13 protein-coding genes and 2 tRNA genes are annotated in these 15,970 nt (G+C 40.3%); 3 read left to right on the plus strand and 12 right to left on the minus strand.

Annotation, left to right across the window (positions count from 1 at the left end; translation table 11 throughout):
• Positions 1-39: 39 nt before the first annotated feature.
• Both HLH18_RS14475 and ompR read right to left on the minus strand, forming a co-directional pair.
• Complete coding sequence (locus tag HLH18_RS14475) at positions 40-1,500, minus strand: ATP-binding protein (RefSeq protein WP_171547388.1); 1,461 nt, start codon at positions 1,498-1,500, stop codon at positions 40-42.
• Positions 1,501-1,769: 269 nt separating this feature from the next.
• A complete protein-coding gene (gene ompR / locus HLH18_RS14480) occupies positions 1,770-2,534 on the minus strand; it encodes an osmolarity response regulator transcription factor OmpR (RefSeq protein WP_131289339.1) in 765 nt (254 codons plus the stop codon).
• A gap of 336 nt (positions 2,535-2,870) precedes the next feature.
• Here ompR and HLH18_RS14485 point away from each other — a divergent pair, with 336 nt between their 5' ends.
• Positions 2,871-5,234 (plus strand): Tex family protein, encoded by a 2,364-nt coding sequence (locus HLH18_RS14485; RefSeq protein WP_171547389.1) that lies wholly within the window; start codon positions 2,871-2,873, stop codon positions 5,232-5,234.
• 50 nt (positions 5,235-5,284) lie between these two features.
• Here HLH18_RS14485 and HLH18_RS14490 read toward each other — a convergent pair whose 3' ends face one another.
• The 4 genes from HLH18_RS14490 to HLH18_RS14505 all read right to left on the minus strand — a co-directional run bounded on the left by HLH18_RS14490 (position 5,285) and on the right by HLH18_RS14505 (position 9,203).
• Positions 5,285-6,265: a DUF2806 domain-containing protein gene (locus HLH18_RS14490; RefSeq protein ID WP_171547390.1), complete on the minus strand. Its 981-nt coding sequence runs from the start codon at positions 6,263-6,265 to the stop codon at positions 5,285-5,287.
• Positions 6,266-6,328: 63 nt separating this feature from the next.
• A complete protein-coding gene (locus HLH18_RS14495) occupies positions 6,329-6,643 on the minus strand; it encodes a hypothetical protein (protein ID WP_171547391.1) in 315 nt (104 codons plus the stop codon).
• A gap of 79 nt (positions 6,644-6,722) precedes the next feature.
• The gene (locus HLH18_RS14500; protein WP_171547392.1) at positions 6,723-7,610 is read right to left on the minus strand and encodes an SDR family NAD(P)-dependent oxidoreductase; all 888 of its coding nucleotides are present in this window, start codon (positions 7,608-7,610) and stop codon (positions 6,723-6,725) included.
• Positions 7,611-7,925: 315 nt separating this feature from the next.
• A complete protein-coding gene (locus HLH18_RS14505; RefSeq protein ID WP_171547393.1) occupies positions 7,926-9,203 on the minus strand; it encodes an O-acetylhomoserine aminocarboxypropyltransferase/cysteine synthase family protein in 1,278 nt (425 codons plus the stop codon).
• A 306-nt stretch (positions 9,204-9,509) separates the two neighbouring features.
• Here HLH18_RS14505 and ettA point away from each other — a divergent pair, with 306 nt between their 5' ends.
• The gene (gene ettA, locus HLH18_RS14510; protein ID WP_131289329.1) at positions 9,510-11,171 is read left to right on the plus strand and encodes an energy-dependent translational throttle protein EttA; all 1,662 of its coding nucleotides are present in this window, start codon (positions 9,510-9,512) and stop codon (positions 11,169-11,171) included.
• Between the two features lie 60 nt (positions 11,172-11,231).
• Here ettA and HLH18_RS14515 read toward each other — a convergent pair whose 3' ends face one another.
• Entirely contained in the window at positions 11,232-11,738 is a 507-nt protein-coding gene (locus HLH18_RS14515; RefSeq protein ID WP_171547394.1) for a tetratricopeptide repeat protein, read from the minus strand.
• Between the two features lie 325 nt (positions 11,739-12,063).
• Between HLH18_RS14515 and HLH18_RS14520 the strand changes: the two genes are divergently transcribed.
• A complete protein-coding gene (locus HLH18_RS14520) occupies positions 12,064-13,029 on the plus strand; it encodes a cation diffusion facilitator family transporter (RefSeq protein ID WP_171547395.1) in 966 nt (321 codons plus the stop codon).
• A gap of 30 nt (positions 13,030-13,059) precedes the next feature.
• Here the strand turns inward: HLH18_RS14520 and HLH18_RS14525 are convergent, their stop codons facing one another.
• From HLH18_RS14525 to HLH18_RS14545, 5 genes are all read right to left on the minus strand, one after another.
• Positions 13,060-13,401: a hypothetical protein gene (locus HLH18_RS14525; RefSeq protein WP_131268439.1), complete on the minus strand. Its 342-nt coding sequence runs from the start codon at positions 13,399-13,401 to the stop codon at positions 13,060-13,062.
• 139 nt (positions 13,402-13,540) lie between these two features.
• Positions 13,541-13,616 (minus strand) — tRNA-Glu (locus tag HLH18_RS14530).
• Positions 13,617-13,648: 32 nt separating this feature from the next.
• Positions 13,649-13,724 (minus strand) — tRNA-Ala (locus HLH18_RS14535).
• Positions 13,725-13,782: 58 nt separating this feature from the next.
• Positions 13,783-15,291 carry a glutamate--tRNA ligase gene (gene gltX, locus HLH18_RS14540; RefSeq protein WP_171547396.1) on the minus strand — a complete coding sequence of 503 codons (1,509 nt, stop codon included), beginning with the start codon at positions 15,289-15,291 and terminating at the stop codon, positions 13,783-13,785.
• A gap of 130 nt (positions 15,292-15,421) precedes the next feature.
• Complete coding sequence (locus tag HLH18_RS14545; RefSeq protein WP_171547397.1) at positions 15,422-15,733, minus strand: hypothetical protein; 312 nt, start codon at positions 15,731-15,733, stop codon at positions 15,422-15,424.
• Between the last annotated feature and the right edge of the window lie 237 nt (positions 15,734-15,970).

Raw genomic sequence — 15,970 nt, forward strand, 5'->3', positions numbered from 1 at the left:
TAGTTGCACAAAACCATTTGTTTGTTATTTGATCAATTGTTAAAAATGCTCGCTGAATGTTTGTTTAATTTTCCCCAATGTACTTGGAGGAACCTCTTCTTCTGTTTTATTGTGAAGAATAGGTAAACAAATAAGCGCTTCCAACCCGCCTTGAGGGCGATTGTGAATAGTAAGTTGCCCTTGATGCATGTCGACAATACGTTTCACAATGGCTAAACCCAAACCACTGCCTTGTACCGTACGCGCCTCATTACCGCGAACAAAGGGTTGCATCAAGTCCTCGATTTGATCTTCCGGAATGCCTTCACCATTGTCTGCGACAGTAATAAAAATATGGTCATTTTCAACTTTCGCTGATAATTCGATAGGTTCAGCACCATAGCGTTTTGAGTTATTGATTAAATTGCCAATCATTCGTTTTAAAGACTGGCTACGTGCCTGAATGATGGGAACTTCCTGAGCTTCAAAACGGATATCTAATGGTTTGAACTGGATCACTAATTCCTGTAATAGCATATTAATGTCAGTGTCTTGCAACTCTTCATCTGAGCCATCTCGCATGTATGAGATGAACTGATCAAGAATCGCATCCATATCTTCGACATCATAAATTAAGCCTTCTTTAAGAAAGTCTTCATCTGGCATCATTTCTGCGCTTAAACGAATTCGGGTCAAGGGCGTACGCAAGTCATGGGAAATCCCTGCCAGCATAATACGGCGGTCACGTTCAGTCTGATCCAGGGTATAAATCATATGATTAAAGGCTTGGTTTACTTCGCGAATTTCTTGAGGACCATGATTAGTTTCCAGATAAGGCGCAGAACCGGTTTTACTATAGTTATTTGCCGCATTTTGCAGACGACGTAGGGGGCGATTTAACTGACGAACCAGAGTTAAAATGATGGCAGCGGCAATAAGCGGCACACCGAGCAACCAGCCAAACACTAGTTCAGGGCTATAGTTGGCATAGGTTTTTAAGGGTTCACGTACCCAATGGCCATTCATTTCCGGTGTTTGAATCCAAATACGCGGGCTGGGTTTAAATTGGAAATAAACTGTCACATTTTCAACTTGCAGTTCTTTGGCTAGCGTTTTTTCAATTTGATTGGTAAAAAATTCGGCAATGACTTTATCGCGAACGCTAGGATATTCTTTGGGATCGGTGATGTATTCGATTCCAACCCGATTTTTCAGCCAGGTGTCGACATCTACTTCGGCATCGTTATGAAAAATACGTAGGTCGGGGTTGTTAATAATTTCTAGTTCAACCCCTAAATAGCGGGCGTGTTGCTGAATTTCCGGAAGGTATAAGGTGCGCCAAAAGAACCACAACGACATAAATAAACTGAAGAATACAATGAATAACACAAGCACTGTAGTACGCATTGCAGCAGAACGTGGCTTGATCTTGTCCAGAAAGCGTTCCGAGCGGGTTCGCTTCTTTTCCGAATAAGCTTCGTAATCAGTAAATTTTTGTGGGTCGATGGGTTCGAGTTTCACACCAGATTCCTGTGGGCGTATTCTAAAAATTGCAGTTATTTTATTCGCGGTGGAATCTTACTGCTTGTACCTTCGATGGAAGGAGCTCAGCATGTTACTTTTTTAAAAAAATGAGTAACACTGTTACGCAAGTAAAATTTTTTGCCATTCGCTGAACTCGCTATCATTTATCTATAAATTTAGTTGAAGGATGGCTCAAACAGCAGCGAATGGCATTTCCGGACAATTTATGCGGGTGATACGGGCTAAATTGTCGGATCGAATTTTAATTACTCAGCACCATCTGGAACAAAGACATAACCGACACCCCACACGGTTTGGATGTAGCGTGCGCGGGCAGGGTTTTCTTCAACCAGACGACGTAAGCGAGACACCTGAACGTCAATAGAGCGCTCCATCGCACCCCATTCACGACCACGGGCAAGGTTCATCAATTTATCACGAGTCAACGGTTCACGCGGATGTTGTACCAGTGCTTTAAGTACAGCAAATTCACCTGTAGTCAGTGTTACCACTTGACCTTCACGAGTCAGTGTACGTGTAGACAAATCAAGCGACCATGGACCAAAGCTGACTACTTCCATTTGCTGGCTTGGTGCACCCGGAACTTCGCGTACTTGACGGCGTAACACCGCACGAATACGTGCTAACAGCTCATTTGGATTAAATGGTTTTGGCAAGTAGTCATCTGCACCGGCTTCAAGCCCGGCAATACGGTCAGAGTCACTGCCGCGTGCAGTCAGCATGATGATCGGTGTATCGATATTGGACTGGCGTAAACGACGGCAAATACTTAAGCCATCTTCCACAGGCAGCATGAAATCGAGCACGATTAAGGAGAAAAGTTCACGCTGTAATAAACGATCCATTTGTGTTGCGTCGTGTGCAGTTTTGACCACGAAGCCTTTATCTTCTAGAAAGCGCTGTAATAACGTACGTAAACGCACATCATCATCTACAACGAGAATGCGTTCGACGCGATCAGTTTCGTTTTGTACTGGATCTGTTTTTTCAGCAGGTACAACTAAACTCATGATGTGCTCCTTTATTCTTTATTGTCATCGTAAACAAAAGTTCGGATAGTCTTGAGTATACGATTCATTTGTATCTGTTTACTATGCTCTAAAGCAACAAATATAGCAGGTAAAATCAAGACATAGATACCAAATGTATACATCTAAATTATAGTTGATCTTGCTGAATATGCAGATTAAAAATCTACTTATCAATTAATTTTGTAGGGAATTATAAAAGCCACACCGATTGGCAATATTGACCACTTATAAATTTAATAAAAACAATTGTGGATTTTATGGTCTTGGTCTTTATAATCATGCCATTTAGTACTTATCCTTGTAGGATCAAACACGATGACTGACTTAGTTCAGCAGTTAGCAAAAGAAATTGCCGTACGTCCAAATCAAGTAGAAGCTGCCATCAAGCTGATTGATGAAGGTGCAAGCGTTCCCTTTATTGCACGTTACCGTAAAGAGGTCACTCAGGGCTTAGACGATACGCAGTTACGCCAACTCGATACGCGTTTATCGTATTTACGCGATTTATTTGAGCGCCGTGAAAAAGTTATTGAATCTCTGAAAGAACAAAATAAATTGTCAGATGATTTACTGAACCGCGTAAACGCTGCTGAAACCAAGAATGCTTTAGAAGAACTTTACGCACCGTACCGTCCAAAACGTACCAGCAAATCATTTAAAGCCAAAGAAGCAGGTTTAGGTCCAATCGCGGCAAAAATCTTTGCAGAGCAGGTTGATCCAACTGAAGCTTTAGCGGGCTTTAGCCATGAAGATTATCCTGATGTTGAAAGTCAGCTGGATGCGATCCAACACATTCTGATTGATGATTGGGCGCAAAATATTGCGTTGACCACAGAATTAAAAGCAACCTTTGCTAAAACCGCTGTTTTAAAAAGTGCAGTTGCAAGTGATGAGAAAAAAGAAGTCGGCAAGAAATTCCGCGATTACTTCGACTTCTCTGAAAACTTCAATAAAGTCCCTTCACACCGCTTGCTTGCCATGTTACGTGGTCGCCAAGAAAACGTATTGGGCTTAAAGGTTGATGGTGAAGATGATGCACTATTGGCGCGTATTGAAACTGAATACAATCTTGATTCGGTTCAACCACAAGCGCGTGCAGATTACTTAAAACAAACCGCGAAACTGTTCTGGTTAGGTAAAGTTCGTCCACAAATCGAGCATTCATTACTGACTGAAAAACGTCTTGCAGCTGAAAGTGAGGCAATGGACGTATTTGCTGAAAACTTACGTCATTTATTGCTTTCTGCACCAGCAGGCGCACGTACGACTTTGGGCGTTGACCCGGGTATCCGTACCGGCGTGAAATTGGCTGTAGTGAATGCATCAGGTGATGTGGTTGCACATAGCACGATTTATCCATTTGCACCCAAAGAAGACAAAGAAGGTTCAATTGCTGAACTTGCGCGTCTTTGCCGTGAATTCAATGTCGATTTAATCGCAATTGGTAATGGCACGGCTAGCCGTGAAACTGAAGCAGTTGTGGCGGAAATGATGGCTGCAAATGCAGACTTGAACCTTACCCGTGTTTCAGTCTCTGAAGCGGGTGCATCGGTGTATTCCGCTTCTGAATTGGCTTCACAAGAACTTCCAGAATTGGATGTTTCTATTCGTGGCGCAGTATCGATTGCACGTCGTTTACAAGACCCATTGGCTGAACTGGTGAAGATTGATCCTAAATCGATTGGTGTAGGTCAATATCAACATGACGTGAACCAAACAGGCTTGGCGAAAACGCTTGAAGCTGTGGTTGAAGACTGTGTGAACTCGGTTGGTGTAGATGTAAATACCGCATCTCCTGCAATCCTGTCGTATATCGCAGGTTTGAATAAATCGATTGCACAACAGATTTTTGACTACCGTAAAGAAAATGGTCGTTTTGACAACCGTCAAGCCTTGAAGAATGTACCTCGTTTAGGTGAGCGTACTTTTGAACAGGCAGCTGGTTTCTTGCGTATTCAAGATGGTTCTGAACCATTGGATGCGTCTGCAGTTCACCCTGAGTCATATGCTTTAGTGAGCAAAATTGTTGAAGCAAAAGCAACGACTGTAAAAGATATTATTGGTAATTCTGAAATCATTCGTCAGGTGAATGCTGAAGAATTTGCAGATGAGAAATTTGGTCTGCCGACTATTCAAGACGTACTGAGTGAACTTGAAAAACCAGGTCGTGATCCACGTCCAGAATTCCGTACTGCGAAATTCCGTGAAGACATTACCGAAGTATCGCAATTGACTGAAGGCATGCAACTTGAAGGCGTGATCACCAATGTTACCAACTTTGGTGCATTCGTTGATGTCGGCGTACACCAAGACGGTTTAGTCCATATTTCTGAACTTGCCAATGAATTTGTAGCAGATCCGCATAAAGTGGTGAAACCGGGTCAAATCGTTCAAGTGCGTGTATTGCAAGTAGATGCTGAACGTAACCGTGTCAACTTGTCTATGCGTCCTGAAGGTTCTGAAGCACCAACGAAAGCTCCGCGTCAACCACGCCGTGAGCCAAATGCTCAAACTGAACAACGTGGTGAACGTAAGCCACAAGCGAAGCGTCCGCAAAATGCACGTCCTCAAGGTGATCGCCCACAAGGTAAAAAACCTCAATCTGCTAAACCACAAGAGCAAAAAATTGGTGGTTTAGGTGCATTGTTATTGCAAGCAGGGATTAAAGGTTCTAAATAATTTTTAGAACTTTTTAATTGCAAAAAAAACCTCCCTTTAGGGAGGTTTTTTTAATTTCTATTTATAGGAATCCAACATTCATCTATTAGTGTAAAAAGCTCGAAATACTTAATATTTTTAAAACCTTGCATTGTTTTAATATTATTTGTAAGGTCAATAAAATACTCGTTGATATCTCGATTAGCTATTGCCATGTTCAAAAGCTTTTCTCCAATAGTAGTTAATATAAAGAAGTGTGGATGAACAGGTTTAGTTTCATCTATAAGATGTAGAATAATGATATTACGAGAGTTAATTTGAATTAATGGATATATATTTCCATCATATCTAAAATTTTTTAAGTGTCCCCAGAAATTTATATCCGCAGTCATTAAGCCTTTTATGAGGTTTAAATCTACGAGTTCATTTAAGAAATTTTCCGGGATATGAGGATAGTTCATTTCAGCAGATATAAATTCGTTGCAGAATAAAACCCCTTTGCACATATAAGGGAGTAAGTCGTTAAATACCTCCAAATGCCTTTTACTCATCATAGAGAGAGTATGTAAAAGTAAATAATTAATAGAATTGGGGATTGATATTTCCTCACTTAATATTTTGCCCCACAAGTCTTGTAATTCTTCTTCAGAAACCTCTTTCCCATAATTCATCCATTTATTGAAGAAAGTTTCTGAGATTTGTTCGTCACTGATTTCTTCATCAGCTTTTTTAGATAAATGTTCATAAGCTTTACTTAAGCATTTACCTAAGTTTTTAGATTGGTTTTGATGATTTTGAGCAAGAATTAAGCCTAAAGGGGAAGTAGGGTTTCCAATTTGGTCTTCAATAAGCAAAAACTTACCATCACGAAACTCTGCTAAGCCATTTTCAATCAATTCAATATCTTTTTTAGTTTGAGCTGCGGAAAGGTCATCTAGTCTCTTGTCTTCTCGAAGCTTTTTAGAGAATAGTAAATTCGTAAGTTTTCTAATCCCTTTATTTGCTGCTGTTGTTGCTACACCTGTAGCAGCTTTAATAACTTCTTGTTCCATATTGATAATTGTTTAATTTATTTGTTTTATCATAACTAAAAACCTCCCAATTGGGAGGTTTTTTTATGCAAGCTTTGGCACAATCCAACTACAGATAATCAGCATAATGCCTAGGTGTCCCAACTTACGGCTAACTTTTTCCACTGTTGAAACTTGCACCGGAGACTGTTGAGAACCGGCTTTCATTTTTATCGATGCAATCGACTTATTGAAATGCAAGAACATCGCCAAATCGATACAAATTAAAATACTGCCGACATCACTGACGATATCCATCAATTGATAATCTTGTAGATAGATAGAAGTCGCTATTTGGTAGCAAAGGAAAAGGGCAAAAGCAAAACAGGCATATTGGAAAATAACAGCAGCAATCCGCATAAAAATCTAAGAGCAAAAAATGATGTGTGTTTATAACATAAAAAAGCCAGTCAAATGACTGGCTTAATATTGCACAATTTTACCAATGTTCACCCGGGAACAGACGAGCATATGCTTTTTGAACCCAATTCAATTTCTGTGATTGACCAACTGAAGCTGAAGAGCTTGGGAACAGGTTATAACCAATCGACATCAATTTGTTATTGATATCTGGTGCAATAGAGTAGGTGATCGATGCCAAACGGCCTAAGTGGGTTGCCACTTTCTTCGGACGTTTCACAATTGCATAAGCAATTAAATCTGCCGCCTGTTCAGGTGAAAGCGTTGGCACATATTTATAAATTTTGGTTGGTGCGATCATCGGTGTACGTACCAATGGCATATAAACTGAAGTAATCGCAATTTTATGCGAATGAACTTCGGCAGACAGACAGCGACTGAACGCATCCAGCGCGGCTTTAGATGCCACATAAGCCGAAAAGCGCGTTGCATTGGCCAATACACCAATCGAGCTGATATTGATGATATGACCATCACGGCGAACCATCATCTGTGGCAAGATATTCATCACCAAACGAACGGCGCCGAAGTAATTCAGCTGCATGGTTCGTTCAAAATCATGAAAACGGTCTGTTGATTCATGTACCGCACGACGAATTGAGCGTCCTGCATTGTTGATTAGGATATCAATATGATCGACAGAGGCTAAGATTTGTTTTGATACTTCATCTATAGAGTCCATGTTATTTAAATCACATGGGAAAACAGAGGCTTTGCCACCTTTGGCTTCAATTTCTTGTTTGACTTGATCTAGTGTTTCTTTGGTACGAGCCACCAATAAAACGTGTGCACCTGCATCGGCAAGTTTATGTGCAGCAGTTAAGCCAATACCACTGGATGCACCTGTGATTAAAACCACTTTGCCGTTAACTCGATTTCGAAAGAGTTTCTCTAGTCTTGAATTCACGCTGTTTTTTCCTGATTTAAATAGAATAAAATTCTAGATTATGTTTTTTGTAGTTGATTATTTGGCTCAAAATATTGGGGAATTGAGCTCTTCTCATCTCGGTTATGATAACCAAAGTTTAAAAAAAATCTACAAATAAGTTATTGAATTTACAAATATAATTAGAGTAATTGCTCTATTTTCATTCTTCTTGTAACTTGATTTTTACCACGAATTCAAAACAAAGCAAAGAGAAATAAGCACAAAGTCGTTAAGAAATAAAAAACCTTCTTCCGGGTGAGGAAGAAGGGTGAATTTAAAGTAGATGATAAAAGATTAAACTTGAGCAAGTGCCTGTTCTAAATCTTCAATCAAATCATCAATATGTTCAATCCCAACCGATAGGCGAACCATATCCGTACTGACTCCCGCAGACTTTAATTCTTCTTCATTGAGCTGACGATGGGTGGTGGTAGCAGGGTGGCAGGCGAGGCTTTTTGCATCACCAATATTCACCAGACGAGTGAAGAGTTGCAGTGCATCAATAAAGCGAGTGCCACCTTCAAGACCATCTTGTACGCCAAAAGACAGAATCGCAGATGGTTTACCTTTCACATATTTTTGAGCTAAAGCATGTTGTGGATGGTCTTTTAAGCCTGCGTAATTGACCCATTTCACTTTTGGATGCTGCTGTAAATATTCCGCCACTTTTTGCGCATTTTCAGTATGCCGTTCCATACGCAGGTTAAGCGTTTCCAGACCTTGCAAGATCAGGAAGACATTCATTGGGCTAATGGCAGCACCGGTATTGCGTAATGGCACCACACGAGCACGCGCAATATAAGCTGCTTCACCTAAAGCTTCGACATAATTCACGCCATGATAGCTTGGGTCAGGACTATTCAACACTTTGAAACGCTCAGGATATTTGCCCCAAGGGAATTTGCCACTATCAACAATGGCACCGCCAATCGAGTTGCCATGACCGCCAATATATTTAGTCAGTGAATGCACGACAATGTCAGCGCCATGTTCAAAAGGTTTTAGTAGAGCAGGAGTAGCAACCGTATTGTCGACAATGACCGGTACGCCATATGCATGCGCAATTTTCGAAATCGCTTCCAGGTCGATGATATTGCCGAGTGGATTACCAATCGATTCCACAAACACCAGTTTGGTCTTGTCATCAATCAAACTGCGCAACGCTTCTGGGTCTTGATAATCGAAGAAACGTACTTCAATGCCTTGTTTTGGCAAAGTGTGTGCAAACAAGTTGTAAGTTCCACCGTATAAAGTGGAAACAGAGGCAATATTGTCGCCCGCTTCGGCAATGGTCTGAATGGAATAGGTAATCGCAGACATCCCTGAAGCAAGTGCAAGGGCACCAATCCCACCTTCGAGGGCTGCCAGACGTTGCTCTAGCACCGCTGTAGTTGGGTTCATAATACGGGTGTAGATATTCCCTTGTACCTTTAAATCGAACAAATCGGCCCCATGTTGAGTATTGTCAAAGGCATAAGATGTGGTTTGATAAATCGGTACGGCTACAGCTTTTGTTGTTGGGTCTGGGCTATAACCGGCATGAATGGCTAGGGTTTCATCTTTGTAAGTCATGTTTACATCATCTTCGTGAGTTAAATATTGATCGAGTTTAGCATTTCTATATATAAGTCAAAGTGCTATTTAAGTGAAATTGTTATCTTAAATATTCATATGAATGTTAATTTTAGTACAAGCTGAACAAAATTAACCGTGTATGGATATGTTTAAAAAATAAACGCGCCCTGAGTTGTAACATTCTATTGAAGATGGAAGCTATGCCTTATTTTTTCGGCACTTTCATCGTATAATGCCCGCGATTATTTGTTCACATAATATTATTGTTATGTGAATGTTGTTTTTTCTATAGAGGAGTCCTACGTGGCCCAATATATTTACACGATGAACCGTGTGTCGAAGATGGTTCCGCCTAAGCGCGAAATCCTGAAAGACATCTCTTTATCATTTTTCCCAGGTGCAAAAATTGGTGTACTTGGTTTAAACGGTGCAGGTAAATCTACTTTGCTTCGTATTATGGCGGGCGTAGATAAAGATTTCTCAGGTGAAGCACGTGCTCAACCGGGTATTAAAATCGGTTATCTTGAGCAGGAACCACCATTAGATCCAAATAAAGATGTTCGTGGTAACGTTGAAGATGGTTTGCGTGAACCATTGGATGCCTTGGCGCGTCTTGATGAAGTGTTTGCAGAATATGCAGCAGAAGATGCTGACTTTGATGCACTTGCAAAAGAACAAGAGAAATTAGAAGCGATTATCCAGACTTGGGATGCACATAACCTAAGCAACCAAATGGATCAGGCAGCAGCTGCATTAAACCTTCCAGCTTGGGATGCAGATGTAACATTGCTTTCAGGTGGTGAACGCCGCCGTGTAGCATTGTGTCGTTTATTGCTTTCTAAACCGGATATGTTGCTTCTTGATGAACCGACGAACCATTTGGATGCAGAATCTGTATCTTGGTTAGAACGTTTCTTGAAAGACTTCGCCGGTACTATCGTTGCGATTACGCATGACCGTTATTTCTTGGATAACGTGGCCGAGTGGATTCTGGAGCTTGACCGTGGACATGGTATTCCTTACCAAGGCAACTATTCTTCTTGGCTTGAGCAGAAAAATGCTCGTTTAGAGCAAGAGAACAAGCAGGAAGAATCTTTTGCCAAAGCATTGAAGAAAGAACTTGAATGGGTTCGTTCTAATGCGAAAGGTCAGCAAAAGAAAAACAAAGCGCGTATGGAGCGTTTTGAAGAGCTTAACTCTAAAGAATTCCAGCAACGTAACGAAACCTCTGAAATTTACATTCCACCTGGTCCACGCCTAGGGAATAAAGTTGTAGAAGTTGAAGGTATTAGCAAATCATTTGATGGTCGCTTACTCTATAAAGATTTGACCTTTACAGTACCGCCAACAGCGATTGTAGGTATTGTTGGTCCGAACGGTGCGGGTAAAACGACACTGTTCCGTATGATGACGGGCGAGCAGCAACCTGATACAGGTACTGTGACTCTGGGTGAGTCAGTTAAAGTGGCTTATGTGGGTCAGATCCGTGACACCCTAGACAACAACAAAACTGTTTGGGAAGAAGTTTCTGGCGGTTTAGATATCTTGCGTATTGGCGATTATGAAATTCCTTCTCGTGCCTATATCGGTCGCTTTAACTTCAAAGGTCAAGATCAGCAAAAACGTGTAGGTGAATTGTCAGGTGGTGAACGTAACCGTTTACAACTTGCGAAGATCCTTCAGATGGGTGCAAACGTCATCTTACTCGATGAACCATCGAACGACTTGGACATTGAAACTTTACGTGCACTTGAGGATGCCATTTTGGTATTCCCGGGTACTGTCATGGTGGTATCGCATGACCGTTGGTTCCTGGACCGTATTGCAACGCACATCTTGTCATTTGAAAATGAAACGCCTGAATTTTACGAAGGAAACTATGCTGAATATGAAGCATATCGTTTGGCTCGTTTAGGTGATGCTGCTGTACAAAAGCGTTCTAAGTACAAAAAAATCGGCGTTTAATTGCTTGTTTTTGTATGATTAAAAAAACCAGCCTTAGGGCTGGTTTTTTATTGGGAATTTTCAGGAAAAAACTAATTGGCTATACGCTTTTTCTAAGGTTATTTGTGCTTCATGATGACCTTGCTTAGCGGCTTTCTTTAGCCATTCTTCCGCATGTGTATAGTTTTTATCTAGGCCTGATTGCCCATGAAGATAACATACACCTAATTTATATTGCGCATCACTATGACCTTGTTTTGCTGCTTTTTTTAGCCATTCTTCCGCATGCGTATGGTTTTTATCTAGGCCTAATTGCCCATGAAGATAAGCTACACCTAATTTATATTGTGCATCACTATGGCCTTTTAATGCGGCACTTAAAAAGTTCCACATTGCATTTCGATTGTTATAAATGGATTGATTATCATCTAGCATGTAATTATGTTTGATCGCAAGCTGCTCGAATGCCTGCCCTTGTGCAAATTCCAAATTTGCCTCATTTGCAGTTGTATTTTGGATTCCTTGCAAATGTTGATCTGAAGGGCTAAGCAAAGCATCTACAATCTTTTTTATCTTATTCACGATCATAATCAACTCTTTTTTGCTGATGGATTATCATAGTCTAATCATTTTAATGAAATGATTATTTTTTATTCTAAAGTACAACCCGTTTGTAAGTAAATGAATTTTTTTGTTAATTTAAAAAAATTAAAAAAGCTTTTAAGTTGATTATTAATATAAATAAAGGTGAATAGTTTTCATGTTTTATATAGAGCTTATTGCCAACTCGTGAATATATTACATCCTACTAAATAGGTTGATTTATATTCGGAGAGTGCTAAAAAATTATAGTATTTCTCTCTTTTTTATGGATAAATTATTTATATAAACAGGAATAAAATGGGAGTCTGCAATGAGTGGACATCATGGGCATGATCATAGTCATGCGGTTGTGACCGAAAATAATGCCAAAAAATTAACCTTTGCCTTGGTGCTGACCACCACGTTTTTAATTGTAGAAGTGGTGGCAGGCTTGATTACGCAAAGTTTGGCTTTATTGTCAGATGCTGCCCACATGTTTACCGATGCCGCTGCGCTTGCTATAGCACTTGTTGCCATAAAAATAGGCAAATTTCCTGCCGATGATAAGCGTACTTTTGGCTATCAGCGCTTTGAAATTTTAGCAGCCCTGTTCAATGCATCTATGCTATTTGTAGTGGCGATGTATATTTTGTATGAAGCCTATCAGCGTTTTTCCAATCCACCGGAAATTCAAAGTTTGGGCATGATGATTGTCGCGATTATAGGTCTGATCATTAATCTGATTTCGATGAAAATTCTATTTTCCAGCGCCCAAGAAAGTCTGAATGTGAAAGGGGCGTACTTAGAAGTTTTGAGTGATGCTCTAGGTTCTGTGGGGGTGTTTATTGGAGCCGTGATTATTTATTTCACTCACTGGGTTTGGGTGGATACCTTAATTGCAGTGCTGATCGGTTTTTGGGTATTGCCTAGAACATGGATTTTACTGAAACAAAGTATCAATATTTTGCTTGAAGGTGTGCCTGAAGAAATTGATATTGAAAAATTACGAAATGATCTTCTTGGGTTGAAAGAGGTTGAAAGCATTCATCAACTGAAAGTTTGGGCGATTACTTCAAAGAATATACATCTGACTGTGCATTTATATGCACCACAGGCTGATCGTAATGCCTTGTATCAGCAAGCTTTGGAAATGTTGAGCCATGAGCATGGCATCACTGAAATAACGCTACAGATTGAAGAGGATGAATGTCTTGCGCATTCGCATTGTCAGCCGGTTGATCATCAACAAAAACATCCACATCATCATGATGAAGATTCACATCAGCACCTGAACTAAATATGGGGCTGATGTGAAAGTAGATTTATTTTAAATTTCCCACTCGTGGTTGCACTCACGACATTTCCATTTCTTTTGCGACTGCATAAAGCCTTGCATCGAAATTTTAAAGTCAGGTAAGTCGCGGTAAAACATAAAGCCTGCAATCAGACACAGCACGAATACAACTACAGTTGCAGATTGTAATGTTGTTCCTGCACCATCACCAAAAATCCACATTGCAATACTAATTAAAACCAACAGCAATAAGATGAAAACAGCAGGAATTAACAAGACTAAGCTTTTAGGTACCACTGGTCGTACCGCAGGTCCACCGGATTGTGCAACAGGCATAATTTTCGGGCTTTGGCATTTTGGGCAACGGTATTGCATTACAACTCCAGAATTCTAATCTATGGGTTATTCTAATCTGAATGTCGCGGAAAGCAAAAATACCGCTGATAAAATAACGTGAATAAAAAATTTAGACCATAAAAAAAGCCACTGAATAGGTCAGTGGCTTTCTTGAATTTGGCGTCCCTACGGGGATTCGAACCCCGGTTACCGCCGTGAAAGGGCGATGTCCTAGGCCTCTAGACGATAGGGACTTATCGAGGCAACACAGGTAAAACAAATAACTTGGTGGAGTCAAGGAGGATCGAACTCCTGACCTCTACAATGCCATTGTAGCGCTCTACCAACTGAGCTATAACCCCCAGTCTGTGTGAGCGCAATATTAGGGGCATTGCGCTCACACGTCAACTATAAAATCAATTATGCCTCATCAACTGCGTCATTTTTCGGCAATTTTAAGCTTTCATTGAGTTTTTCCCAAACTTTTGCTTCTTTTTTACTCGGGTCGCCGACAATTTCAAGCGCATGGCGTAAACGTGCAAAGGTTAAGTCAGGACCAATCGTTACCATAGACTGCATTACAGGGGTTGAACTGGTCGAACCGGCAATGGCAATAAAGAAGGTTGGCATGAAGTCACGTAACTTCACTTCCATTTGTGTAGCTAAATCCATCAGGGTTTGGCTAACTGTGTCGTTATTCCAGGTGAATAAGCTTTCTAAACGCCAAATTGCAAATTGTAAGCTTTGACGAACTTGTTCTTCAGACAATTTTTTGCTTTCGAACTGTTCTTTAGACAGTTGTGGGAACTGGTTGAAGTAGAAACTAGCCCAGTTCACCGCTTCAGACAACAAGTTGATACGTGGTTGAATCGCAGCAGCGATATCTTCCAAAGTCTTACGGTCTGATTTCCAGGCCAAAAGTGTATTTAACAATTCAGCAGGAGAGAGCGCTTTAATCCACTGACCGTTGAGCCAGTTGAGTTTTTCAACATCAAAGATTGGACCACCAAGGGATACACGCTTAATATCGAAATGTTCAATCATTTCAGCTAAAGTGAATTTTTCACTTTCGTCCGGCATTGACCAGCCCATACGGCCTAAATAGTTCAATAACGCTTCTGGAAGTACGCCGATGTCTTTGTAGTAATTGATTGAGGTTGGGTTTTTACGTTTAGACAGTTTTGATTTATCCGGATTACGTAATAACGGCATGTGACAAAGCACAGGCATATCCCAGCCAAAGTATTGGTACAACAATTGGTGTTTAGGCGCAGATGGAATCCATTCTTCACCACGAATCACGTGGGTGATTTCCATTAAATGGTCATCAACCACATTGGCCAAATGGTAAGTTGGCAAGCCATCCGTTTTAAGCAAAATTTGCATATCGACTTGTGCCCATGGAATTTCCACTTCGCCACGCAGCATATCGTCAAATTTGCAACTGCCTTCAGCAGGCACTTTCATGCGAATCACGTGTGCTTCGCCTGCAGCTAAACGATTTTGAACTTCTTCTTGAGATAAAAGTAAACCACGACCGTCATAACGAGGACTTTCACCGCGGGCTTGCTGTTCAGCACGCATTTGATCCAATTCTTCACTCGTTGCAAAACAGTAAAATGCATGACCTTTTTCAACAAGTTCTAAAGCATATTTTTTATAGATGTCCATACGTTCCGATTGACGATATGGTGCATGTGGACCACCAACATCAGGACCTTCTGACCAATTCAAACCTAACCAACGCAATGAATCTAAAATCATTTTTTCAGATTCAGGGGTTGAGCGAAGTTGATCGGTGTCTTCAATGCGAAGAATAAATTCACCCCCATGCTGTTTGGCAAAACATAAGTTGAACAAGGCAATATATGCAGTGCCTACATGTGGGAAGCCTGTAGGAGAAGGGGCAATACGAGTACGAACAGTCATAATCAATATTTTTCAGAATGTGAATGGAAAGTATTATAACGAAAAAGCCTAATCACTTAATGTTAAATTCAACATTGAGATGATTAGGCTTGGTCTAAACTTCTAAAGGGGCAAGAAGTTCGGTATGAGGTTAAGAATTATTTTGTTGGAAAAATACTTGTACAAAACGAGTAAATTTTTGATTTTGAGCAGCAAAAAAGCTTTGTGTAGGGGCAACTTTAATTTCAGTAAGGACTTTTAAATCATTGTCATTATAAAAAGTATTTGAACCTTGCTTGTCTTGCTTATGTTGTTGCAATGCTTTTTCAATCAGTGATGATCTTTCAGTTGAAAGACTGATTTTGCTATCGGTGGTTTTAATGGCAGCCGCATGTCCGATTTGAGCCATAAATCCTAAAGTTAGACTTAAACTCAATGCTGTTATAACTGGTGTAAATTTCATTTCCATATCCCCCTTACTGGTGCTGGAATTCTCTAGATATTGTTTTTCTATCCTAGTGATACCATTTAAACACATAAAAAAATACAAAAGTAGAACTGGGTCACACTTTTTTACAAAATGATAAATAACCAATTCAATGTAGTCACTTTGTATCAAACAACTATGGAGATAGCATGGAGATTGAGTGAAAGATGAAGATTTACACCTGTTTATGCGTCTTTTAGTGGTAAAAATGCA

The organism is Acinetobacter sp. ANC 5414 (assembly GCF_013004295.1).
In the GTDB taxonomy this organism is placed as follows: Bacteria; Pseudomonadota; Gammaproteobacteria; order Pseudomonadales; family Moraxellaceae; genus Acinetobacter.